Source organism: Pantoea sp. C8B4, assembly GCF_051336905.1.
GTDB lineage: Bacteria > Pseudomonadota > Gammaproteobacteria > Enterobacterales > Enterobacteriaceae > Pantoea > Pantoea rwandensis_B.
In genome coordinates this window covers 98,240-119,388 of the sequence record NZ_JBGMNK010000009.1, presented here as the reverse complement: position 1 = coordinate 119,388, position 21,149 = coordinate 98,240, and the positions used below count along the sequence as shown (strand labels likewise).

Genomic DNA, 21,149 nt, shown 5'->3' with positions numbered 1-21,149 from the left:
CGTAGCGTAAGCCGACCACATTCACCGTGGGTGATATCGATAGGGTGCGGATTCGCGAAGGTGAGCGAGTCCAGGTGCTGCAGGCAAAGTGCCCGCATGTTCGAGCAGGGCGCCACATTGGCTGGCATCAGGTGCGCAGGCTGCGCACCTGATTAATTCGCAACGGTTACTGTTTACTTAATGCTTCGGACTTGGCCATGCACTGCTGCATCGCGTTGATCACCGCCGCGCGGAAGCCTTTCTCCTCCAGCACTTTCACCGCTTCGATGGTGGTGCCGCCCGGTGAGCACACCATATCTTTTAATTCGCCTGGGTGTTTGCCGGTTTCCAGCACCATCTGCGCCGAGCCTTTGACCGCCTGTGCGGCAAATTGATAAGCCTGCGCACGTGGCATGCCGCCGAGCACGGCAGCATCTGCCATCGCTTCGATAAACATAAACACATAGGCTGGTGCTGATCCGCTCACGCCGACCACGGCATGAATCAGATATTCATTCACCACCGCGGCTTTGCCGAAGCTCTCGAAAATGCCGACCACTTCATCGACTTCATGCGGTTCCACCAGCACGTTAGGCGTGATTGAAGTCATACCTTCGTTCACCAGAGACGGCGTATTCGGCATGACGCGGATGATTTTGCGGTCGTGCCCCAGCACGGCGGCCAGCGAATCGAGGGTAACGCCTGCAGCAATCGACACCACCAGCGAATCTTTCTTCAATTGGCCCGCGAGATCTTTCAGCACCTTGAGAATCACATTCGGTTTCACGGCACCAAACAGGATATCGACTTCACGTGCCAGACTTTCCGGGCTCTCTGCCGCCGTCACGCCATATTGCTCTGCCATCGCCTGATTGGTGGCCGGTTTGCGGTCGCAGACCCAGATGTTGGCCGGGGCGATCAGCCCGCTGTTGACCAGTCCGCTGATAATGGCTTTCGCCATATTGCCGCAGCCGATAAACCCGATTTTCTTCTCCAGCATCGCTCTATCCTTTAAGTGTTCATTTTCTCGTGCGAGTTAGCTTACGACAGCTGTGCTGAATAACAAGCCGCGTAAAAATATTTGCCATTCTGCCGCAAGCGGGCAAGATCGCCTGCAGTTCTGTAGGAAAAAGGAAAACACATGTCGATTTGGGTTGATGCCGATGCCTGCCCCAATGTCATCAAAGAAGTGCTGTATCGTGCCGCCGAACGCGCCAAAATCACCGTGACTTTCGTGGCGAATCAGCCGCTGCGCGTACCGCCATCACCGTGGCTGAAAACGCTGCAGGTCGCGGCGGGGTTTGATGTCGCTGACAACGAGATCGTGAAGCGTGTGCAGCCGGGCGAGCTGGTGATCACCGGGGATATTCCTTTAGCGGCAGAAGTGCTGGAGAAGGGCGCTGCGGCGTTGAATCCGCGTGGCGAGCGCTACTCGCCGGATACCATTCGTCAGCGTCTGACCATGCGTGACTTTATGGAAACCCTGCGAGCGAGTGGCGTGCAAAGTGGCGGCCCGTCGGCGCTAAACCAACGTGACCGCCAGCTGTTTGCTAACGAATTGGATAAGTGGTTACGCCAGCGCTAATCAGACGAAGCTGTCATCGTCGTCGTAGTCGCCGCCACCAAAGTCGCTGAAATCGTTGTTATCCGCAAAGCTGTTGTTATCCCAGCTGGCGTTGTCGTTCAGGAAGGCATTGTTGCTGTCATTACCGTTAAAGGTATCGAGGCTGTTATCCACCTGCGGCAGCGCCGGTTCGTTGATGATATTCACAATCTCTTCCGGCTGAGAATGATGGAACATGCTGGTGAGCATATCGGCCATCACCACACCCCCGGCCACACCTACGGCTGTCTGTAATGCACCACCGAGGAAACCCGTGCCGCGCGCAGGCGGAGCCGCATATTGCTGTTGAGGCTGCGCGTATTGCTGCTGAGGCTGCTGTGGCGCGTTGCTCCACACTGGCTGTTGCTGCTGCGGCGCAGACTGGCGAGAACCGCCGCCAAACAGACTCGACAGGAAACCGCCGCTGCTCTGCTGCGGTGCTTGCTGTTGTTGCTGAGCCTGTGCCAGGCGATTCTCCAGATCGGCCACCTGAGCGTTGAGTTTTTTCAGCGCTGCTTCCTGAATCAGGATTGCCTGTGACATGTAGTAAGGCGCACCAGGCTGGTTCTGCAAGTGCTGTTTAATCAGCTGTTCGGCACCGGCATCACGCGGGCCGCTCTGGGTTTCAGCCTGTTTCAGCCGGCTAAAGAGATTGTCGATTAACTGTTGTTCTTCATTCTGCATGGTGTGAACCTCCAATGATTCGTACCTCCTTATATGTGGTCAACGTGACAGAAAGTAAATCAATGGCCTGGTAAGGAAATGTTGCCCGTGCTTACAAATAGGTTGATGCACGAAATGCGCATCATTTTATCGTTATTAATCATGTTGATAGTGAATTTAGGGTCGTAAATACGCGTAAATCGTGCTTCGCGGGTGGCTGATAAAATAAAATCCAGGTATCATGCGACGCAATATTGACCTGATGACCTTGCCCGTGCGGCATAAATACGGCGGAGGATGAGCCCGGATGTCATTACCCATCTATCTGATCGGCGCACGCGGTTGCGGTAAAACCACTATCGGCCAGGCCCTATCTCAGGCGCTTGGTTATGCCTTTAGCGATACCGATCATAACCTGCAGCTCATGACGCAACGCACCGTGGCGGAAATCGTCGCGGCTGAAGGCTGGGACAGCTTCCGTGCGCGCGAAACCGAGTCGCTGCGGGCGGTCACGGCGCCGGCAACGGTGATTGCCACCGGCGGCGGTATGGTGTTGGCTGAAGTGAATCGTCGCTTTATGCGCGAACATGGGCAGGTGATTTGGTTGAATGCCCCGTCAACGGTACTGGCCGATCGTCTTGAACGTCAGCCCGAAGCTGCACAGCGCCCGACGCTAACCGGTCGTCCGATTGCCGAGGAGATGAGCGATATTCTGCGTGAACGCGCGCATCTTTACCGTCAGACAGCACACCACGAAGTGAATGCCATGCAGGCGCCTGAACAGGTGGTTGATCAAATTCTTCAATCCCTTTCGCTCGCCCGCGCCAGCTAACCTCTTCAGATTTATCCCTCTTTTTTCTCGCGATCCGCCATTGTCTATACTCAGGTTAAGACAGGGGGATCGCCGCTGTCTGTGTGGAAACCAGACATAAGAGGGAAATCTATGCCAACTAAACCACCGTACCCGCGAGAAGCGCGCATCGTTGCCGTTGAGAAAGGCGCGGCAGGTAATACCGTGACATGGTATGAGTTACGCGCTGACCATCCGAAGCCCAACTCACTGATCAGCGAGCATAAAACGGAAGCCGAAGCGCAGGATGCCAAAGCCCGCTACGAAGACGCGGATAAAGAGTAATGCTCGCGGGCAGGGACGCCTGTAATTCATTCATTACCTTCCGTGGTTAACCAGATATTTTCAACTGCCATAAAATGGCCAATATGCCCGCCAGAACCGCCATCCTTTTCTGCTCTTATTCCATCTTGCCTGATAACGTCATTTTATTTTCAGTTTGCGCCGTATTTTATGCTGCGTTAAATCGACGCAAATATAGCCGGTTCAAAATTTGCGCTTGACCCGATCAGCAGAGCGAATTACTTTCACTGTATTGATATAGGAACTCAGTTCCACATAGTGAAACCAACACCATGACCACACTCGAAAACGCCGCTGCCGTACTTAAGCTTTTCCAGCGCTTTGGCGTGACGCAGGGCCATCCGGGCCTGACATTCACCGAGGTGGTTGAGGCGTTGGGATTGCCGAAAAGTACCGTTTCTCGCCTGCTGGCGACCATGGAAAGTGAAGGATTGCTTGAGCGTGATCCCGATAGTCGCTGTTTCCAGATTGGTCGTGTGCTGCTGTCGGTGGCCGGACATTACTTATCTACGCCGTTGGTGGATAGCGCTTCCGCGCCCATGGCGCAGTTGGCGGCCAGCAGTGGTTGTATGGGCTACATCTCAGTACTGGATGGTCAGGACGTTCTGGTGATGCGGATGTATCACGGTCGTTTTTTCACCCAGTTGGTGACGCCACCAGGTTCGCGCGTTTCTCTTTCCGGTACTTCAACCGGGCGCGTGCTGCTGGCGCAGTTGAGTGATGACGAAGTGCGTGCGCGTTTTGCCGATGACTGGCAAGCCGCATCCGCAAACTCGCCGCTGAACATTGATGCACTCTGTAAAGAATTAGCGGTGATTCGCCAGCAGGGCTGGGCACTGGCACGCAATGAGACGTTGCCAGGCATCAGCTCACTGGCGGTGGCGGTCACCAATAAACATCGCGGCGAAAGTGCCGCACTGTGTCTCTCGTTTCTCTCGCAAGAAGCGGCCCCGGGTTATCCGGACGCGCTGCTCAGCGAACTGCGCGCAACGGCTGCATTGATGGCCGAGAAATACGGCGCATAACCTTATTTTCGATTTAAAGGCGTTTATTCGCGCCACACCAGGGAAATAGCAGGTCTTCGGACCTGCCTATTTCAAAAATCAGGGAACGATTTATTAAAAGCGTTGATGTCCCGCGTGTCGGGCATAAAACGTATTACGCGTTTTCTACAGGGTGAAAATACGGGGATAATATGCGTCAACATAATCCAATAAAAAGTATCGGCGTGGGCTTAATGCTGGTTCTGCTGTCTGTAGCAGGTGCCATCATCGGGGTTCAGCTTATTACCACCATTGGGGTAACACCCAATACCTCTATTATCGGTGCGCTGTTTGCCATGCTGCTGGCGCGCATTCCTCTGCAATGGTTCCGTCGTTATCGCTCGATCGAAGTACAGAACCTTGCGCAAACCGCCATCTCTTCTGCCACCTTTGGTGCGGCGAACAGTCTGCTGATGCCGATTGCCGTGCCGTGGGCGCTGGGTGAACCGCAGCTGGTATTGCCGCTGTTTGTCGGTGTCAGTGCGGCAATGCTGCTGGATGCCTATTTGCTTTACCGCTTGTTTGATACCCGCGTGTTCCCCGCCAGCAATGCCTGGCCGCCGGGCGTGGCAGCAGCGGAAGCGATCAAAGCCGGCGATAAAGGCGGCCGTCAGGCATGGCTGCTGGTGGTCGGTATTGTCGGCGGTATCGCTGGCTCAATGCTGAAAATCCCTATGTCAGCCTTCGGTACGGCTTTTATCGGCAATATCTGGGCGTTGAGCATGTTGGGTATTGGTTTCCTGTTGCGTGCCTATGCGCAACCGGTTGCTGGCATTGATATCAACGCACTTTATATTCCTCACGGCATGATGGTCGGCGCAGGATTAGTCGCGCTGATTCAGGTGGTACAAGTGATCGTCAGCCGTCGCAATGAGCAGCTGAATGTCAGCCGCAGCGACAGCGAAGTGAAGCGCTCACTGGGCTTTGGCACAGTGGGATACATCATTATCTCCACTCTGCTGGCACTGGCGGGCGGTTTATGGAGCCAGATGGGCTTGCCGATGCTGGTGTTGTTCATCGTCTATGCCGCGTTCGCTGCCTTCGTGCATGAATTGATTGTCGGCATCGCTGCGATGCACTCAGGCTGGTTCCCAGCCTTTGCCGTGGCGTTGATTACCCTGATCCTCGGTATTCTGCTCGGCTTCCCGCCGCTGGCGCTCTGCCTGTTATGTGGCTTTACAGCCGCAACAGGACCGGCCTTTGCCGATATGGGTTATGACCTGAAAGCAGGCTTTATTCTGCGCGGTAATGGGGCCGATCTGCAGCAAGAGCTGTGGGGCCGCCGTATCCAGCTGATCGCCGCGATGATCGCCTTCGTGATCTGTATTCCGGTGGTATGGTACGCACACAACTTGTTCTTCGCAGAGAATCTGCTGCCGCCAGTGGCACGCGTTTACGCCAAAACCATTCAGGCCGGTGCCGAGCCAGGCATTGCTGGAAGCTTGCTGATGTGGGCGATTCCGGGTGCGATTATTCAGTTTATCGGTGGGCCGAAGCGTCAGTTAGGCGTATTGCTGGCGACCGGTTTGTTAATTAACAACGCCGCGGCAGGTTGGGCGGTGATGGTGGGGATCGCGCTGCGTATCCTGATCATTCGTGTGTGGGGCGAGCGTGGACGTTCACCGATGGAGGTGATGGCCGCAGGGTTTATTGCGGGCGACGCGCTGTACAGCTTCTTCCATTCTCTTTTTGCCAGTAGCACCAAGAAATAACCCAGGGAATTCAATATGAGTTTACAGCAGACACTGCAGGTTTTTGAGTTACTCGACAGCGCCTATGTCGATGGGCAGCAGGTAGTGGATCTTTTCGCCCACTACCCAGGCGTGACCGCCAGCTTCAAGCGTGTGACCGGTCCTAAAGGGCGTACCGATTTCGTGCGCATTGATATTCCTGGTGCGCAGGGCAAGAGCAAAGGCGGCACTGCGCCTACGCTGGGTATTGTCGGCCGTTTGGGCGGTATCGGTGCGCGTCCAACGCGTATCGGTATGGTGTCGGATGCAGATGGCGCAGTGGCGGCGGTGAGCAGTGCGCTGAAGCTGGCACAGATGCAGACCAAAGGCGATGTGCTGGCGGGTGACGTGATTATCACGACTCACATCTGCCCGGATGCGCCAACACGTCCGCATGAGCCAGTGGATTTCATGGATTCGCCTTGCGACGACATCACCATGAATGACAACGAAGTGATCGATGGCGTTGATGCCATCCTTTCAATCGATACCACCAAAGGTAACCGTATCCTGAACCATAAAGGCTACGCGATCTCGCCGACGGTGAAAGAGGGTTACATCCTGCGCGTGTCAGAAGATCTGCTGCGCATCATGGAGATGACCAGTGGTCAGCCAGCGGTGACGTTCCCGATCACCACGCAGGACATCACGCCCTACGGCAACGGTGTCTATCACCTTAACAGCATCCTGCAGCCGTCAACCGCCACCGATGTACCCGTGGTCGGTGTGGCAATTTGCGCGGAGTCTGTGGTGCCAGGTTGCGGCACCGGCGCCAGCCATGAAGTCGATATCGCAGCTACCGTGAAGTTTGCGGTGGAAGTGGCGAAAGAGTTTGGCCGTGAAACCTGTCAGTTCTATGACCAGCAAGAGTATGCGTTGCTGCTCTCTTTGTATGGTAGTCTCAGCCACCTGCGCACGCGGAAAGCCTAATGATGAAACAGTCCCTGGTTACCTTAACGATTGGTCAATCCCCGCGTAGCGACATTCTCCCGCTGCTGCAGGATCACTTACCGGAAGAGCAGGTAGCTCATGCCGGATTACTCGACGGCCTGACCTTAGCCGAGGTCGAGCAGTTCTATTCGCCTGAAGCGGGTGAGAAGGTGCTGGTTTCACGCATGACCAGCGGCGAGCAAGTGCGTTTGTCGGGACCGAAAGTGGAGCAGGGACTGCAGCGCAAGATCAGTGCGCTGGAAGAGCAGGGCTACGATACGATTTTGCTGCTGTGCACCGGTGAATTTGGCACGCTGAAAACCGAAAAGGCGCTGTTACTGGAGCCGGATCGCATTATCCCCCCGCTGGTGAGTGCCATTGTGCAGGAACATAAGGTGGGCATCGTGGTGCCGGTAACGGAGCAGATCGCTGAGCAGGCCAGCAAATGGCGTAATCTGCACAGCGCGCCTTGTTTTGCCGTCGCCAGCCCTTATCTGGCACAGCAGAATGATTTGATCGAGGCGGGCCTGTCGCTGCAAGAGCAGGGCGCGGATGTGGTGGTGCTTGACTGCATTGGCTATCACCAGAAGCACCGGGATTTCCTGCAGAAAATGCTGGGTATTCCGGTACTGTTATCTAACGTGCTGGTGGCGAAGTTAGCGGCAGAATTGATCGTCTGACTGAGGCCGATCACAACTCGTGTTCTAAGCTGCTTTTTCGCGTGACAGATCAGCGAGTTCCCTTGTAATCTGCCAGACACCATAATGTGCTGTGAGGAAGTAACATGCTCAACGTAAGTGAGTATTTCGACGGGAAAGTGAAATCCATTGGTTTCGACAGCGTAACCATTGGCCGTGCCAGCGTTGGCGTGATGGCAGAAGGTGAATACACCTTCGGTACAGGACAGCCGGAAGAGATGACGGTCGTGAGCGGCGCACTGAAAGTGCTGCTGCCAGGCGAAGCCGAGTGGAAATGGTACGAAGCGGGTTCCGTCTTCAACGTGCCCGGCAACAGCGAATTCCATTTGCAGGTGGCTGAGCCAACGTCTTATCTGTGCCGCTACTTGTAAGCCCTAAACTTCAACATTAGCTGCAACTAAACCGGGAATTCTGTAAAGAGTTGCCGGTTTTTTTTAAGAAGCAGCAACACTTATCTCCCATAAGCTGTGTACAAATTAAGTATAAATTTGCCCTCGCAGATGAATGGGTGCTAGGCTTAACATGTCTATTTTGTCCCCCCAGCGCTTTATCGCTGCTTAGTTGAGGTTACATGCGTATGGCACAGACGATGTCTCAGAAGGCTGCTCGCGAAGGTTTGGGAAGTCCTGAACTGTTTGAGGGCGGCGTATTTATTACTAAAAATGGCGTTGCTGAACTGTTTGTCCAAACCGCAGCAGAGCGTGAAGCCGAGTTAAAGAAAATAGAAGAAGAACGACAGATTAATGCGATGTTTAAGCTGGCAATGATCGCAAAACAGGAAATTAATGACAGTCAGGGCATGACACCTGAAGAGGTTTTAGAGAGATTACGTAGCGCCAGAACGTAATTAAGGGAATGAGTCAGTGATGCGTCAGTTTCGAATCGCTATTGCGCCGATGGCGGAATGGACCCTGAAAGATATTGAGTCTTATAAAATTGGTACGATTGGCGCGAAGCTAGCGGCAGAGTTTGTCGACAAGCTGCTGATAGATGCAGTGGCAGCTATTATGCAGGACCCCTTACGGTATCGCTTTAGTCATCTGTTATCGCAAAGAGGTTTGAACCTGCGAGAGAGGTTAGACCCTGAGAGCGAATATTGTGTGCTTTACGATTTTGACGGAGAAAGGGTACAAATTCTGATGTTTCTCAGCATGAAACAGGATTTTGTCACCACCCTATATCGCTATCAAATTTTGAAATGAACCCCGCTTGCAGCGGGGTTTAATTATATTGGCTTCAGCGCTTAGCTTCGCCGCCTAACGCTTCCACCAGATTGCTGATCAACGCGGCCAGTTCGCCGGTCATCAGGGTGAAATCCGCATCAAAGCGCATGGCGAAATCATCGCGGTCAATGTCGTCATTCTGCTCACGCAGCGTGTCGCTGAACTTCAGACGCTTGATCGATGCATCGTCGGCAATCACCAGTTGAATGCGTTCCTGCCAGTCCAGAGCCAGTTTGGTCACTACTTTACCGGCTTCGATATGGGTGGCGATCTCATCGGAGATCAGATCCTGTTTCTTGCAACGGATCACGCCGCCATCTTCCAGAATCGCTTTCAGCTCTGCTTCATCCATCAACGCGAAACCGGCAGGCAATTCGCCAGAACGTACCCATTCTGTCAGTGTCAGCTCAATCGGAGTTTCCAGCGTGAGTGGCACCACCGGCAGTGAACCGATGCTCTTACGCAGCAGCGCCAGGGTGTCTTCCGCTTTCTTGGCGCTGGCACAATCGACGATGATCAGGTTGTTCACGGTATCGATCCACATAAACGTCTGGCTGAAACGGCTAAACGCGCGTGGCAGCAGGCTATGCAGCACTTCATCTTTCAGCGAGTCTTTCTCGGTCTTTTTCAGCTTGCGGCTCTGTTCCGCTTCCAGCTTGTCGATCTTCGCTTCCAGCGCCTGCTTCACCACGGGTGAAGGCAGGATCTTCTGCTCGGTGCGGGCGCAAATCACGATCTGACCATTGATTTCATGCGTCAGCGCTTCGCCGCGGTTGCCCATCGGCGACACCCAGCCGGTTTTCGCCATATCCTGGCTGCCACAAGGGGAAAACGTGAAGGCGTCGAGCTGTTTTTCCAGATCGTCTGCGGACAGTGGGATGTCACGATTCAGACGATAAACCATCATATTTTTAAACCACAACATCGGGATTCCTTACCGTGGGTGCGATCGGGCGCACAAGTCTCAAAGTCAGCGCGCATGATAGCGAAACATCGGATTGGTTTCATTGCCTTTCCCGATTCAGCCTTCTACTGTATCTGTCACCTGAACGAATAATGAGGAATAAATCGTGCGTATTGGGATTGATTTAGGCGGTACCAAGATTGAAGTGATTGCGCTCTCCGATCAGGGGCAAGAGCTGTTCCGTCACCGCGTCAATACCCCGCGCGATGACTATGCCGCCACAGTCCAGGCGATTGTGGATTTAGTGCTACTGGCAGAGGAGAAAACCGGGGAAAAGGGCACCGTGGGGATCGGCATTCCCGGTACGATTTCGCCGTACACCCAGCGGGTCAAAAACGCCAACTCGACCTGGCTGAATGGACAGCCGTTAGACAAAGATCTGGCCGAGGCGCTGAATCGTGACGTGCGCATTGCCAACGATGCGAATTGTTTGGCGGTGTCTGAAGCGGTGGATGGTGCAGGCGCGGGCAAACCACTGGTGTTCGCGGTGATTATCGGCACCGGTTCGGGTGCGGGCGTGGCGATTGGCGGTGAGTCGCGTATTGGCGGCAATGGTAACGCTGGCGAGTGGGGCCACAATCCGCTGCCGTGGATGGATGAAGATGAACTGCGCCATCGCGAAGAAGTGCCGTGCTATTGTGGTTTGCAGGGCTGCATTGAGACTTTTGTTTCGGGCACGGGTTTTGCCATCGACTATCAACGCTTAAGCGGTAAAACATTGAAGGGCGCGGAAATCATCAAGTTGATTGAGCAGCAGGATCCGGTAGCGGAACTGGCGATGAGCCGTTACGAAATGCGTTTAGCCAAATCGCTGGCGCAAGTGGTGAACTTGCTCGATCCGGATGTGATCGTGCTGGGTGGCGGCATGAGTAACAACGACCGCTTGTATCAGACTGTGCCCACGCTGATGAAGCAGTGGGTGTTTGGCCGCGAATGTGAAACGCCAGTGCTGAAAGCGGTGCACGGCGATTCAAGTGGCGTGCGCGGTGCGGCATGGCTGTGGCCGCTGAAAGGGTAATAAAAAGGTCGCTTTGATAGCGTAAGTTCGTCAATGAAGCACCAGACGATAATGCAGGCTGGCGCCGCTTAGAGGCGCCAGCCTGCTATTTACCTATTGTGCGTGTTGTTGAATAAAAGGACCCTGACAGCGCATTTGTATTTTTGCGCGCGAGGCAATTCCGTGATTATTCTCCCATCAGCATCGCATCCTGCGGTGCGTTCTGACGCTGGGTTTTGGTCGCGAGGAAGTAAATATATCCCACCACCATAATCCCCACGAACAGCCCGCCAATCACCGGGTTAAACCACAGCATGGCAATCAAACACACCAGTGACAGCACCAGCGCGATACCCGGAATGATTGGATAACCCGGCGCGCGGAAGCTGCGTTCCATGTCGGGTGCGGTACGGCGCAATTTAAACAGGCTCAACATGCTCATCAGGTACATCACGATGGCGCCAAATACTGCCATGGTGATCATCGCCGCCGTCAGCGTCATGCCTTGCAGGTTAATCAGACCATCGCTGTAAATCGCCGCGATACCAATCACGCCACCGGCAATAATCGCGCGGTGCGGCGTCTGGAAACGTGACAACTTCGCCAGGCTCTGCGGCAGATAACCGGCACGCGCCAGCGCAAAGAACTGACGTGAATAGCCAAGGATAATGCCGTGGAAACTGGCGACCAGACCAAACAAGCCAATCCACACCAGCATATGCATCCAGTTGGAGTGCTCGCCGACAATCATCTTCATCGCCTGCGGCAACGGATCGTTAATATCCGACAGCTTGCGCCAGTCACCTGCGCCACCCGCCAGCAGCATCACGCCAATCGCCAGCACCACCAGCGTCAAAATGCCGGTAATGTAAGCCTTGGGAATGGTACGTTTTGGGTCTTTGGCCTCTTCGGCAGCCATGGCGGCGCCCTCTATGGCGAGGAAGAACCAGATGGCAAACGGAATGGCGGCGAAGATGCCGGAAAGGGCGGGCATACCGAAGTGATCGCTTCCCGCCCAACCGTTAGCCGCAAAGTTAGCGATACTGAAGCCCGGTGAAACCACGCCCATAAACACCAGCAGTTCCAGTACCGCCAGCACCGTCACCACCAATTCAAACATCGCGGCCAGCTTCACGCCGAGGATGTTGAGCGTCATGAACACCAGATAAGCGCCGACCGCAGCGGTTTTCGGGTTGAGATCCGGGTACTGCACGTTGAGATAGGCACCGATCGCCATGGCAATCGCTGGTGGGGCAAACACAAACTCAATCAGCGTGGCCAGCCCGGCAATCAAACCACCGGTTTCACCAAAGGCGCGGCGGCTGTAGGCAAACGGCCCCCCGGCGTGTGGAATGGCGGTGGTCAATTCGGTAAAGCTAAAAATAAAGCAGGTGTACATGGTGGCGATCAGTGCGGTGGTGATCAGGAACCCCAACGTGCCCGCCACGCCCCAGCCATAACTCCAGCCAAAATACTCCCCGGAAATTACCAGTCCAACCGCGATACCCCACAAATGCAGAGTGCCCAGCGTGGGTTTGAGCTTACTCGTCATAATCGTCTCCCCGTCGTGATTGTTGTGCGGCGGCTGCACCGCGCTGTTTTGTTCTATGCACTACAGTGAAGTGATAATGCCGCCGCCTGCAGCGGGAAAACTTGACGCAGGCGCAGTGAGTTTTGTCCTCCACGGTCAACTCAGAGGCAAGAAAAGTGCCAGTTGCACGCTGCGGTCAACTTTGGGTTATCTGCGGTCAAGCAGTCAGGACGCCGTCATCCCATGCTGATAACACTTGCTACCCATAAGATTGATGCTGGAGACAGATGAATGAGCGCCAAACAATCCGATTCCCTGACCGATGCTGCCATGACGATACTTGCACAGCAGGCGCTGGCCTGTTACCCCGCGCCCTTGCAGGGTGAGCTGAAGCTCCTGTGCCGCTCTGAAAATGCCACCTTCCTGCTGCTCGCAGGCGGAAAGCGTTATGCGCTGCGTCTGCATCGTCCTGACTATCACAGCAAAGCCGATATCCAGAGTGAGTTGCTGTGGCTGGATGCGTTGCGTGAGATCGGCATTATGGTGCCGCAGGCGATCCCAGCCCTTGATGGCGAAACCGTGTTGACCTTAGGCATGCCAGATGGCGGTGTGCGACATGTGGTACTGTTTCACTGGATCGAAGGGGATATGCCCACCACTGATGTCGATCCCAAAGCCTTCCAGCAGCTCGGGCACATCACCGCGCGCCTGCACCAGCACAGCCGTAGCTGGCAAAAACCGGCAGGCTTCCAGCGCATCATCTGGGATCATCACACCATGGTCAGCGATCACAGCCACTGGGGGCGCTGGCAGGATGCGCCAAATCTCAATCCGTCCGATCATGGCATCGTGGCGGAGGCCGTAACGCGTGTGGGACTGGAGCTGCAAGACTTCGGCAAAGGCACGGATCGTTATGGATTGATCCACGCCGATCTGCGCCTCACCAACTTGCTGCTGCACAAAGGTGAAACCCGGGTGATCGATTTTGATGACTGTGGCATGGGCTGGTATCTGCACGATCTGGCGGCGGCGATCAGTTTTGTTGAGCATCATCCGCGTGCCGCAGAATGGGTGGATAACTGGATCCAGGGCTACGAGCGTGTGGCGCACATCAGTGATGAGGAGATGGCGCTGGTGCCGACGCTGTTGATTCAACGCCGTATCCAGATGACCGCATGGATGGGCACACACGCAGACACCGAGATGGCGCTGAGCCTGGGGCCGCGTTGGGCCGATCACTCGGTGCGTCTATGCCGTCGCTATCTTGAAACCAATCAGTTGCCGGTTGGCGTTTAGGTTGCACCAGTAGTGAGCAGCCGTGCGTCGTAGCGGCGCAGGCTATTGCGTGTTGTGAGATGACTTTCACGCCGTTGCGCCCTAAATCGCGCCTCGATGCTGTGTGCTGGTGGCGCAACGGAATGCCTCCGTATCCTTGAGCTGCGCTTAGCCAGATGCGCATCACTGCACAGGTTTAGATGTGACATCGGACCTTTAGCCTGATACGCATCACTGCGCAGACTTCGGCATGCCACCGGACCATCAGCCAGATGCGCATCAATTCACACATTTCAGCATGCCACCGGACCATCAGCCAGATGCGCATCAATTCACATATTTCAGCATGCCACCGGACCATCAGCCAGATGCGCATCAATTCACATATTTCAGCATGCCAACGGACCATCAGCCAGATGCACATCAATGCAAACGCTTCGGCATGCCACCGGACCTTCCGCAGGGGGCGCATCAACGCGCAGGCTAAGAAATGGTTCCGAATCCTGGCGGATCGTCATTGACGACGACCTCATCAAGCGTCATGGTACGAATCTTGCTGGATCCCACCATTAGTTTCACTCGCGCGATCCCTGTGAGGTTCCGATGCAATCACTGATGACTCCTTCTGAAGCGTACAGTTCGCTCTCGGCTCAGGCCAACAACCGTGGCGTGCTGGCGGCAGCGGCCACCGGCTTAAGCACCTTTATCACCGACAAAGGCGGCGATGTTGATCGCATTTTTGGTATCAGCGGCATTGATTCCGAACTGCTGGCCAGCCCGACGCTTAGCCTCGGTCTGGTCAACTATTGCCGTGTGATGGAAGAAGCGGCGCGCCACTCTGGTTTTGATAACTTCGGTTTGCATTACGGCAAGCAGTTCAAACCGCAGTCATTAGGGTTGATTGGCTATATCGGCTTATGTTCACCCACGCTGGAACAGGCGCTGCACAACGTGGTGAATGCCTTTCCCTGGCATCAGCACGATACGCTGACGCGCCTGGTCGATAAAGGCGACTGCTGGCGGCTGGATTATCAGGTGCGACACGGGGCGATCCTGTCGCGTCGGCAGGATGCAGAATTGACCCTCGGCATGTTTCTCAATCTGATACGCCACGTGGCGGGCAAAAATTGGGCGCCGCGCGAGGTGCATTTTGAGCATCCCCGGCCGGAGCAATGGCACGAGCACTGCAAAGTGTTTGATGCACCAGTGTGGTTCGATCAACCTTTCAACTCGCTGCTGATCGCCAAACGCGATTTGCTGCGCACCATGCCAGAGCAGGATCCGATGCTGCTGATGGTGATGCAGGATGCCATCCGCCGACTGAACAGCAGCGCTTCACTGCAAAGCGTGGTGGAGCAAGCGCGATCGCAAATCAATCTGTCGTTGATGCAGGGCGAACCGGTGCTGGAAGAGATCGCAGATAAAATGGGGCTGTCGAGCTGGTCGTTGCAACGGCGGCTGCGCGAAGAGGGCATCAGCTTTACCGTGCTGGTGGATAAAGTGCGTTGCGAAATGGCCACGCACTACCTGCAACAGAAGCAGTTGCCCATCTCTGAGATGGCGCTGCTGCTTGGCTACTCCGAAGTTAGCGCCTTCTCACGCGCGTTCCGGCGCTGGTTTGGCATCAGCCCGCGCCAGTGGCGACAGGATGGACTGGCAAGTTAGCCCGATGCGGCGCGAAGCCGAACCACGCGGATTGGGAGGTTTGGCATCAGCCCGCGCCAGTGACGACTGGATGGGCTGGCAAGTTAGGCTGATGCGGCGCGAAGCCGAACTACGCGGGTTGGAAGGTTTGCCATCAGCCCGCGCCAGTGGCGACAGGATGGGCTGGCAAGTTAGCCTGATGCGGCGCGAAGCCGAACCACGCGGGTTGGGTGCGATCCGGCGGCGGCGGTAATCCTTTCGACTGCCCCAGCAACTGCCAGGCGCGCAGGCACAGGGGTTCATCACCTTGCGTCTGCGTAACCGCATAGCGTCCGCTGCTTTGCCACTCCAGCCGCACCATACATTGCTGCCCGGCGTAATGTGCCGCGTCGGAAAATTGCCGGTTGAGCTGGTGCTGCATCTCATCAGCCCATTTGCAGGAAGCGCTGCCCGGTTCGCTCTGTGGCTGGCACAGGTTGGTCATACTTTCCGTGGGATGTGATGGAGCCTGCTGGCAGGCGCTGAGCAGGGTGCTCAGCAACAATGTGCCAGCTATGCGGCGAAATACGTTCATCTCTTTACCCGGATTTGTAAAACATGGTGGCCAGTGTACCGAGCAGTAAGGGGATTGCTATGGCATTTCTCTGACTCTGATGAGATCCAGAATGATTAGCGGAACGGCTCGCACGTCACACCGCCGAATGGCAGGGGCGGCCTGTTGGTTGCACCCTGCCAAAGCAGGCTCAGTATGACGGCATGACGAAGGTTTATTCCCCCGGCAGTTCCAGCTTGCTGTAACCCAGTCCATTCATCTTACGCACTCGGATCTGCACCGGGATGCGCTCTTTCATGGCTTCAACGTGGCTGATCACGCCGATGGTTTTACCGCTGGCGTTCAGTGCGTCGAGGGCGTCCAGCGCGGTGTCGAGCGTTTCAGCGTCCAGCGTGCCGAAGCCTTCATCAAGGAACAGCGATTCAATGCGCGTTTTGTGGCTGACCAGATCTGACAGCGCCAGTGCCAGCGCGAGGCTGACAAGGAAACTTTCGCCGCCTGACAGCGTGCGGGTGTCGCGCGTGGCATCGGCCTGCCAGGTATCGACCACTTCTAACTCTAGCTCATCGGTGACGCGGCGTTGCAGGAGGTAGCGCCCGTGCAAACGGTCGAGCTGCCGGTTCGCCAGCCATACCAGATGATCGAGCGTCAAGCCCTGGGCGAAGCGACGGAATTTATCGCCTTTGGCTGAACCGATTAAATCATTCAGGCGACCCAGTTGTGTCAGCGCTACCTCGTCATCGGCAATCTGCGTCAGTAAGGCTTGCTGCTGCTGGCGCTGTTGGGCATCGCTGTGCAGCTGCTGCTGCGCTTCACCCTGCTGGCGGGCATTGTCACGCAGTGCCACACGCAGTGATTCCAGCTGTTCAGCGAGACCCGCCGCCACCTCGTCACTTAAGGCAGCAGGGCGCTGTTGCTGATGGGCTGTGACGCGCTGTGCCAGCTGTTGGCGCAGCGCGATCTGCTGCTGACGCTGTTGCTCCAGCGTTTGCAGGTGCTGGCGCAGATGCTGCATATCCTGTTCGTCCAGCAATGCGCTGCGCAATGCCTGCTCGTCGATGAAATCGCTCTGCTGGAGTGCGCTGTTAAACGCCGTTTCCGCAGCCTGTATGCGCAGCTGCATGGCTTGCAGTTGGCTATCAATCTGCTCACATTGACCATTCAGGCTATGCAGCTGGCTTTGTGCCTGCTGCCACTGCTGCAACTGCTGTGCCAGCGCTTGTTCGCACTGTTGCAGTGTGGCCTGCTGCTGCTGGCGTGCGGCGCTCACCTGGCGATCGCCAAACAGCTGCTGGCGCTGCTGCTGCTGTTCTGCATGTTGCTGTTGTAGGCTGCTAAGCGCGTGCTGCAAGGCCTCCAGCTGCTGCTGCTCACGCGTCAGATTATTTTGCAGGTTGCTCTGCTCGCTGTCGGCTGTAGCCAGCTGTGGCTGTAGCTCGGCCAGCAAGCGCTCACTCTGCTGCCAGGCTTGCCAGCGCTGCTGCAATGTGGCCAGCCAGCTGGCGCGGCCATCGCGATCGGGCAGCGCAAACTGATGTGCCGCCAGCTGCTGTTCCAGCTGCTGCGCTAACTGCTGCCAGGCGCTGTGCGCCTGCGTTTCACGCTGGTTCAGCTCATCAAGCGTTTGCTGTAGGTTGTTCAGCTGCTGCTGTGCCAGCAGTTGTGCGCTTTGCCGCTGTTGCCACTGCTGTTGCTGTAACAGGTGCGCATCTTTGGCCTGTTGCAGCGCTCGCGCCGCATTTTCGCGCTGCTGCAGTTGCTGCTGCTGCGCAGCTTCCTGCTCATCCTGCTGCTGTTGCCATGTCGTAAAGACATCTTGCTGATCCAGCGTGCAGGTAAGTGCCAGCTCACCGCTGAGGCCTTGCCACTGCTCGCATGCGACCGCGAGTTGCTGCTCGAATTCGGTGATCTCTTGTTGCAGCACCTGCTGCTGTTGCAATGCGAGCTTTTGCTGCTCACTTTTCGCGGTGCCCGACTCTTTAAGCTTACTGACCAGCGCTTCCTGCGCCGCCAGTCGCTGCTGGTTTTCGCCCGGTTGTAATTGCTGATACTGCTCAATAGCCGGATGCTGGCATGAGCCGCACAGTGGGCAGGGCTGCTCGGGCTGCAGCCGGGCGCGTTCATCAGCCAGCTGTGCGATGGTGCGTTCCAGCTCGCAGATTTTGCGAATATCCAGCAGTGCCTGATGCTCACGCTTGTAGTCCTCGCGCAGCGCCTGCAAGGCCTGTTCATCGCGCTGATGCTGTTGTTGTAACTGTGCCCGTTTTTGTTGCCGCAGTTGCAACTGCGGCTGCAACGACTGCCAGCGTGCCGCCAATAAGCTGAGCTGGTGGCGTGGCGCGCGCTGATGTTGATGCTGGGCCAGCGCGGCACGCAGCGCAGTGCTGTTGACGGCGGCTTCAAGTGAAGTGAGTGCCTGCTCCGCTTGCTGACGTTGCTGGCTGGCCTGCGCCTCAGCCTGCTGCAAAGGTTGCAACGCGCGATCACCTTCGGCAATCGCCTGCTGCTGCTGTGTCAGCAGTGCGTTTTGCTGTTGCTGCTGTGCACGAAGTTGCGTTAGCGCCTGTTCGCGTTCATCAAAACGAGCGATATCGGCCTGCCAGCGCGTCAGCTCTGGCCCCCAGAGCGCCACCGCCGCTTCACGGTTGCGAAATGTCTGCTGTTCTGCCAGTTGCTGCTGTAAGCGTTCACGGGTTAGCTGATGCTGATTGAGCGCGTTTTGGCTTTGCTGCACAGTCTGTGACTGCTGCGCATGCAGGCGCTGCTGCTCCGTCAACTGCTGTGCACGGCTGGCGATCTGTTGATCGAGCGGAATCACCTGCTCGGTCAGTAAATTTTCCAGCTGTTGCTGGTCGGCGAGTGCCTGCTCACGTGCCTGCTGTGCTGTGTGATAGCTTTTTTCACCCTGCTGCAGTGTGGTTTGCGCATCTTGCTGCTGCGTGTGCAACTGCTGTGCCTGCTGAGTGGCGAGCTGTTGATCCTGTTGCAATTGCTCACGCTGCTGAAGTTTTTCTCGCAGCTTCTCAGCCGGTTCCGCACGTGCCAGGCGCTGGCGATCGCTCTCCGCCTGCTGCCATGCCTGCTCGGCATCCTGGTTAGCCTGTTCGGCTTGCTGTTGCTCCTGCGTCAGCTGGTGAGATTGTGTCAGCCACTGTTGCTGTTGTTGCGCCTTCCCAAGCTGATCGCTCAGCATTTTTTCCTGAGCCGTTAACGCTTCAACTTGCTGCATCAGTTCAGTGCGACGCCCCTCATCCAGCAACATCATGCCGCCAGCACGCGCGCGCAATGTCTCCAGATCGCTGCGTGCGGTGCGCCAGCGTTCGTAAATCTGCATCGAAATTTGGCCGTAAATCTCTGTGCCGGTCAGCTCTTCCAGTAGTTCGGCACGCTCGCCCGGTTTGGCGTTAAGGAAGGCAGCGAACTGACCCTGCGACAGCATCATTGAACGGGTAAAACGGTCAAAATCTAGGCCGGAAAGTGTTTCGATGAGTTTGAGTTTGTCACCGACCTTATCGGCCACAATCTGGTTATCCGCCACGCGCGCCAGCTCGACGCGCGGTGCCTGCAATTTGCCGTCGGCCTGGCCACGCGCGCGGTTCTGGCTCCAGAAGGCGCGCCAGGCTTCGCCTTTAATCTCAAATTCCACTTCCGCCAGGCATTCGGCAGTGTCACGCGTAATCAGTTCGTTTTGTGTCTGCGACAGCACGCCAAGGCGCGGCGTCTGGTGGTAGAGCGCCAGGCAAATGGCATCCAGCAAGGTGGTTTTACCGGCACCGGTCGCGCCGGTAATGGCAAATAGGCCGTTGCTGGCGAAGGGTTCACGACGAAAATCGATAAACCATTCACCGCGCAGCGCGTTGAGGTTCTTGAAGCGTAACGTCAGGATTTTCATGCAGACGGATTCTCCAGCGCGGCGAGAGTGGTGCGGAACAGTTGCGTGAGCTGCTCGGCTTGTTCGGCATCCAGTTGTTCTTCCTGCGCCAGACGGCGAGCAAATACCTCTTCAACTTTCAATTCGCTCAGGGTTTCGTTATCCATACGCGCCAGGCTGCGCTGGCGCTGTTCGCGGCTGCGGCGCACTAGCAGGACTTCCACCGGCAGGGCTTCGGTCAACTGTTCCACGCGGCGCTGCAAATCACTCAAATATTCCTGAGTGGTAATTTCAATATCCAGCCACACCGGCTGTCCGGCATCGCTATCGCTGAACTGCGCCAGCAGCTGCTCAATCTCAGCCATTGAGCCCTTCAACATCTGCATGGGCTGGAACAGCGGGATCGGGAGGGGGGTGACGCGATTGAGCTGAGCGCTGAACTCCACCAGGAATACGCTTTTCTCTCGTCCCAGTTCGTCAAAACTGAGCGGAATGGGTGAGCCGCTGTAGCGAATATGCTCGCTATCGGCAATACGTTGCGCCCGGTGAATATGGCCGAGCGCGATGTAATCGGCGGGAGGAAACGCCTGCGCCGGGAAGGCGTCGAGCGTGCCGATGTAGATATCACGTACCGAGTCGCTTTTCGTTACCCCAACGGTGGTGAGATGCCCGGTGGCAATGATGGGAAGTGTGCGATCGGCCCGTTCGGTCAGCGCCACGGCATAACATTGCTGATAATGCTGCTCAATCGCTTCCAGCAGTGAGATCTGCTTCTCGCGCCCGGATTGCCCTGCCTGGCTGCGCAGAATGTCGCGCGGGCGTAAATAGGGAATGGCGCACAGCAGCGCGCCCGGCGTTCCATCGCGCTGATGCAGCGTCAGCACCTGTTGCTCACCCTGCGGCGTGGCGCTGGTGATCACTCGGGTATTTAGACAGGCAAGCAACTCGCGCGATTCATTGAGTGTGGCAACGGAATCATGGTTGCCTGCCAGCACAATCAGCTGGCACTGCGTCGGTTGCAGCGCTACCACAAAGCGGTTAAACATCTCGCGCGCATAGCTTGGCGGCGAACCGGTATCAAACAGGTCGCCGGCGATGATTAAGGCATCCACCTGATGCAGGGCAATCTGGGCCAGCAACCAGTCGAGAAAGGCCTGATGCTCAGCTGCCCGGCTTTTGCTGTAAAAGAATTGGCCAAGATGCCAATCTGCGGTGTGAATGATGCGCATGAATACTCCCTGCTTCGTTAAGCGAGCGCGAATTATAACCTCTTCAGATCGCAAAGAAAAAAA

The 21,149-nt window shown here is 56.2% G+C and carries 20 protein-coding genes; 13 read left to right on the top strand and 7 right to left on the bottom strand.

Annotated elements, in window-relative coordinates:
* Positions 1-166 precede the first annotated feature (166 nt).
* Positions 167-979, bottom strand: a complete 813-nt coding sequence (gene proC / locus ACCW76_RS13150; RefSeq protein ID WP_034830503.1) for a pyrroline-5-carboxylate reductase — start codon at positions 977-979, stop codon at positions 167-169.
* A 141-nt stretch (positions 980-1,120) separates the two neighbouring features.
* Here proC and ACCW76_RS13145 point away from each other — a divergent pair, with 141 nt between their 5' ends.
* Positions 1,121-1,564 carry a YaiI/YqxD family protein gene (locus ACCW76_RS13145; RefSeq protein ID WP_038648672.1) on the top strand — a complete coding sequence of 148 codons (444 nt, stop codon included), beginning with the start codon at positions 1,121-1,123 and terminating at the stop codon, positions 1,562-1,564.
* Here the strand turns inward: ACCW76_RS13145 and ACCW76_RS13140 are convergent, their stop codons facing one another.
* Positions 1,565-2,266, bottom strand: coding sequence for a DUF2076 domain-containing protein (locus ACCW76_RS13140; RefSeq protein ID WP_436338733.1), 702 nt, complete (start codon positions 2,264-2,266; stop codon positions 1,565-1,567).
* Positions 2,267-2,552: 286 nt separating this feature from the next.
* Here ACCW76_RS13140 and aroL point away from each other — a divergent pair, with 286 nt between their 5' ends.
* The 9 genes from aroL to ACCW76_RS13095 all read left to right on the top strand — a co-directional run bounded on the left by aroL (position 2,553) and on the right by ACCW76_RS13095 (position 9,001).
* Positions 2,553-3,077 carry a shikimate kinase AroL gene (gene aroL, locus ACCW76_RS13135; protein ID WP_436338732.1) on the top strand — a complete coding sequence of 175 codons (525 nt, stop codon included), beginning with the start codon at positions 2,553-2,555 and terminating at the stop codon, positions 3,075-3,077.
* Positions 3,078-3,188: 111 nt separating this feature from the next.
* Entirely contained in the window at positions 3,189-3,380 is a 192-nt protein-coding gene (locus tag ACCW76_RS13130; protein ID WP_436338731.1) for a YaiA family protein, read from the top strand.
* Positions 3,381-3,670: 290 nt separating this feature from the next.
* Positions 3,671-4,423 (top strand): IclR family transcriptional regulator, encoded by a 753-nt coding sequence (locus tag ACCW76_RS13125; RefSeq protein WP_038648664.1) that lies wholly within the window; start codon positions 3,671-3,673, stop codon positions 4,421-4,423.
* 170 nt (positions 4,424-4,593) lie between these two features.
* Positions 4,594-6,153 (top strand): OPT/YSL family transporter, encoded by a 1,560-nt coding sequence (locus ACCW76_RS13120; protein WP_038648662.1) that lies wholly within the window; start codon positions 4,594-4,596, stop codon positions 6,151-6,153.
* 15 nt (positions 6,154-6,168) lie between these two features.
* Positions 6,169-7,101: a DUF1177 domain-containing protein gene (locus tag ACCW76_RS13115; protein ID WP_436338730.1), complete on the top strand. Its 933-nt coding sequence runs from the start codon at positions 6,169-6,171 to the stop codon at positions 7,099-7,101.
* Between the two features lie 2 nt (positions 7,102-7,103).
* Positions 7,104-7,781: an AroM family protein gene (locus ACCW76_RS13110; protein WP_038650255.1), complete on the top strand. Its 678-nt coding sequence runs from the start codon at positions 7,104-7,106 to the stop codon at positions 7,779-7,781.
* A 104-nt stretch (positions 7,782-7,885) separates the two neighbouring features.
* Positions 7,886-8,170, top strand: a complete 285-nt coding sequence (ppnP, locus tag ACCW76_RS13105) for a pyrimidine/purine nucleoside phosphorylase (protein ID WP_167136708.1) — start codon at positions 7,886-7,888, stop codon at positions 8,168-8,170.
* 206 nt (positions 8,171-8,376) lie between these two features.
* Positions 8,377-8,646: a hypothetical protein gene (locus ACCW76_RS13100; protein ID WP_436338729.1), complete on the top strand. Its 270-nt coding sequence runs from the start codon at positions 8,377-8,379 to the stop codon at positions 8,644-8,646.
* Between the two features lie 19 nt (positions 8,647-8,665).
* Positions 8,666-9,001, top strand: a complete 336-nt coding sequence (locus ACCW76_RS13095; RefSeq protein WP_436338728.1) for a type II toxin-antitoxin system RelE/ParE family toxin — start codon at positions 8,666-8,668, stop codon at positions 8,999-9,001.
* Between the two features lie 34 nt (positions 9,002-9,035).
* Here ACCW76_RS13095 and rdgC read toward each other — a convergent pair whose 3' ends face one another.
* Complete coding sequence (rdgC, locus tag ACCW76_RS13090; protein WP_045813754.1) at positions 9,036-9,947, bottom strand: recombination-associated protein RdgC; 912 nt, start codon at positions 9,945-9,947, stop codon at positions 9,036-9,038.
* Positions 9,948-10,092: 145 nt separating this feature from the next.
* Between rdgC and mak the strand changes: the two genes are divergently transcribed.
* Positions 10,093-11,004 carry a fructokinase gene (mak, locus tag ACCW76_RS13085; protein ID WP_038648652.1) on the top strand — a complete coding sequence of 304 codons (912 nt, stop codon included), beginning with the start codon at positions 10,093-10,095 and terminating at the stop codon, positions 11,002-11,004.
* Between the two features lie 166 nt (positions 11,005-11,170).
* Here mak and eat read toward each other — a convergent pair whose 3' ends face one another.
* Complete coding sequence (eat, locus tag ACCW76_RS13080) at positions 11,171-12,535, bottom strand: ethanolamine permease (RefSeq protein ID WP_045813755.1); 1,365 nt, start codon at positions 12,533-12,535, stop codon at positions 11,171-11,173.
* A 270-nt stretch (positions 12,536-12,805) separates the two neighbouring features.
* Between eat and ACCW76_RS13075 the strand changes: the two genes are divergently transcribed.
* A complete protein-coding gene (locus ACCW76_RS13075; protein WP_436338727.1) occupies positions 12,806-13,810 on the top strand; it encodes a phosphotransferase enzyme family protein in 1,005 nt (334 codons plus the stop codon).
* A gap of 582 nt (positions 13,811-14,392) precedes the next feature.
* Entirely contained in the window at positions 14,393-15,454 is a 1,062-nt protein-coding gene (gene qhpR / locus ACCW76_RS13070) for an AraC-like transcriptional regulator QhpR (protein WP_038648644.1), read from the top strand.
* A 133-nt stretch (positions 15,455-15,587) separates the two neighbouring features.
* Here the strand turns inward: qhpR and ACCW76_RS13065 are convergent, their stop codons facing one another.
* The 3 genes from ACCW76_RS13065 to sbcD all read right to left on the bottom strand — a co-directional run bounded on the left by ACCW76_RS13065 (position 15,588) and on the right by sbcD (position 21,086).
* Positions 15,588-16,007, bottom strand: coding sequence for a cell envelope integrity protein TolA (locus tag ACCW76_RS13065; RefSeq protein ID WP_436338726.1), 420 nt, complete (start codon positions 16,005-16,007; stop codon positions 15,588-15,590).
* A 193-nt stretch (positions 16,008-16,200) separates the two neighbouring features.
* Positions 16,201-19,878 carry an AAA family ATPase gene (locus ACCW76_RS13060; RefSeq protein WP_436338725.1) on the bottom strand — a complete coding sequence of 1,226 codons (3,678 nt, stop codon included), beginning with the start codon at positions 19,876-19,878 and terminating at the stop codon, positions 16,201-16,203.
* Positions 19,875-21,086, bottom strand: a complete 1,212-nt coding sequence (sbcD, locus tag ACCW76_RS13055; protein WP_436338724.1) for an exonuclease subunit SbcD — start codon at positions 21,084-21,086, stop codon at positions 19,875-19,877. The genes ACCW76_RS13060 and sbcD overlap by 4 nt, the downstream gene beginning before the upstream one ends.
* Positions 21,087-21,149: the final 63 nt, after the last annotated feature.

Bases quoted from the DNA above. Each gene is read 5' to 3' on its own strand.
- eat (WP_045813755.1), bottom strand. From the start codon at position 12,535: ATGACGAGTAAGCTCAAACCCACGCTGGGCACTCTGCATTTGTGGGGT.
- ACCW76_RS13065 (WP_436338726.1), bottom strand. From the start codon at position 16,007: ATGAACGTATTTCGCCGCATAGCTGGCACATTGTTGCTGAGCACCCTG.
- ACCW76_RS13130 (WP_436338731.1), top strand. From the start codon at position 3,189: ATGCCAACTAAACCACCGTACCCGCGAGAAGCGCGCATCGTTGCCGTT.
- ACCW76_RS13115 (WP_436338730.1), top strand. From the start codon at position 6,169: ATGAGTTTACAGCAGACACTGCAGGTTTTTGAGTTACTCGACAGCGCC.
- ACCW76_RS13140 (WP_436338733.1), bottom strand. From the start codon at position 2,266: ATGCAGAATGAAGAACAACAGTTAATCGACAATCTCTTTAGCCGGCTG.
- ACCW76_RS13145 (WP_038648672.1), top strand. From the start codon at position 1,121: ATGTCGATTTGGGTTGATGCCGATGCCTGCCCCAATGTCATCAAAGAA.
- ACCW76_RS13120 (WP_038648662.1), top strand. From the start codon at position 4,594: ATGCGTCAACATAATCCAATAAAAAGTATCGGCGTGGGCTTAATGCTG.
- ACCW76_RS13110 (WP_038650255.1), top strand. From the start codon at position 7,104: ATGAAACAGTCCCTGGTTACCTTAACGATTGGTCAATCCCCGCGTAGC.
- rdgC (WP_045813754.1), bottom strand. From the start codon at position 9,947: ATGTTGTGGTTTAAAAATATGATGGTTTATCGTCTGAATCGTGACATC.
- ACCW76_RS13075 (WP_436338727.1), top strand. From the start codon at position 12,806: ATGAGCGCCAAACAATCCGATTCCCTGACCGATGCTGCCATGACGATA.
- proC (WP_034830503.1), bottom strand. From the start codon at position 979: ATGCTGGAGAAGAAAATCGGGTTTATCGGCTGCGGCAATATGGCGAAA.
- ACCW76_RS13100 (WP_436338729.1), top strand. From the start codon at position 8,377: ATGGCACAGACGATGTCTCAGAAGGCTGCTCGCGAAGGTTTGGGAAGT.
- ACCW76_RS13060 (WP_436338725.1), bottom strand. From the start codon at position 19,878: ATGAAAATCCTGACGTTACGCTTCAAGAACCTCAACGCGCTGCGCGGT.
- ACCW76_RS13125 (WP_038648664.1), top strand. From the start codon at position 3,671: ATGACCACACTCGAAAACGCCGCTGCCGTACTTAAGCTTTTCCAGCGC.
- aroL (WP_436338732.1), top strand. From the start codon at position 2,553: ATGTCATTACCCATCTATCTGATCGGCGCACGCGGTTGCGGTAAAACC.
- qhpR (WP_038648644.1), top strand. From the start codon at position 14,393: ATGCAATCACTGATGACTCCTTCTGAAGCGTACAGTTCGCTCTCGGCT.
- ppnP (WP_167136708.1), top strand. From the start codon at position 7,886: ATGCTCAACGTAAGTGAGTATTTCGACGGGAAAGTGAAATCCATTGGT.
- ACCW76_RS13095 (WP_436338728.1), top strand. From the start codon at position 8,666: ATGCGTCAGTTTCGAATCGCTATTGCGCCGATGGCGGAATGGACCCTG.
- sbcD (WP_436338724.1), bottom strand. From the start codon at position 21,086: ATGCGCATCATTCACACCGCAGATTGGCATCTTGGCCAATTCTTTTAC.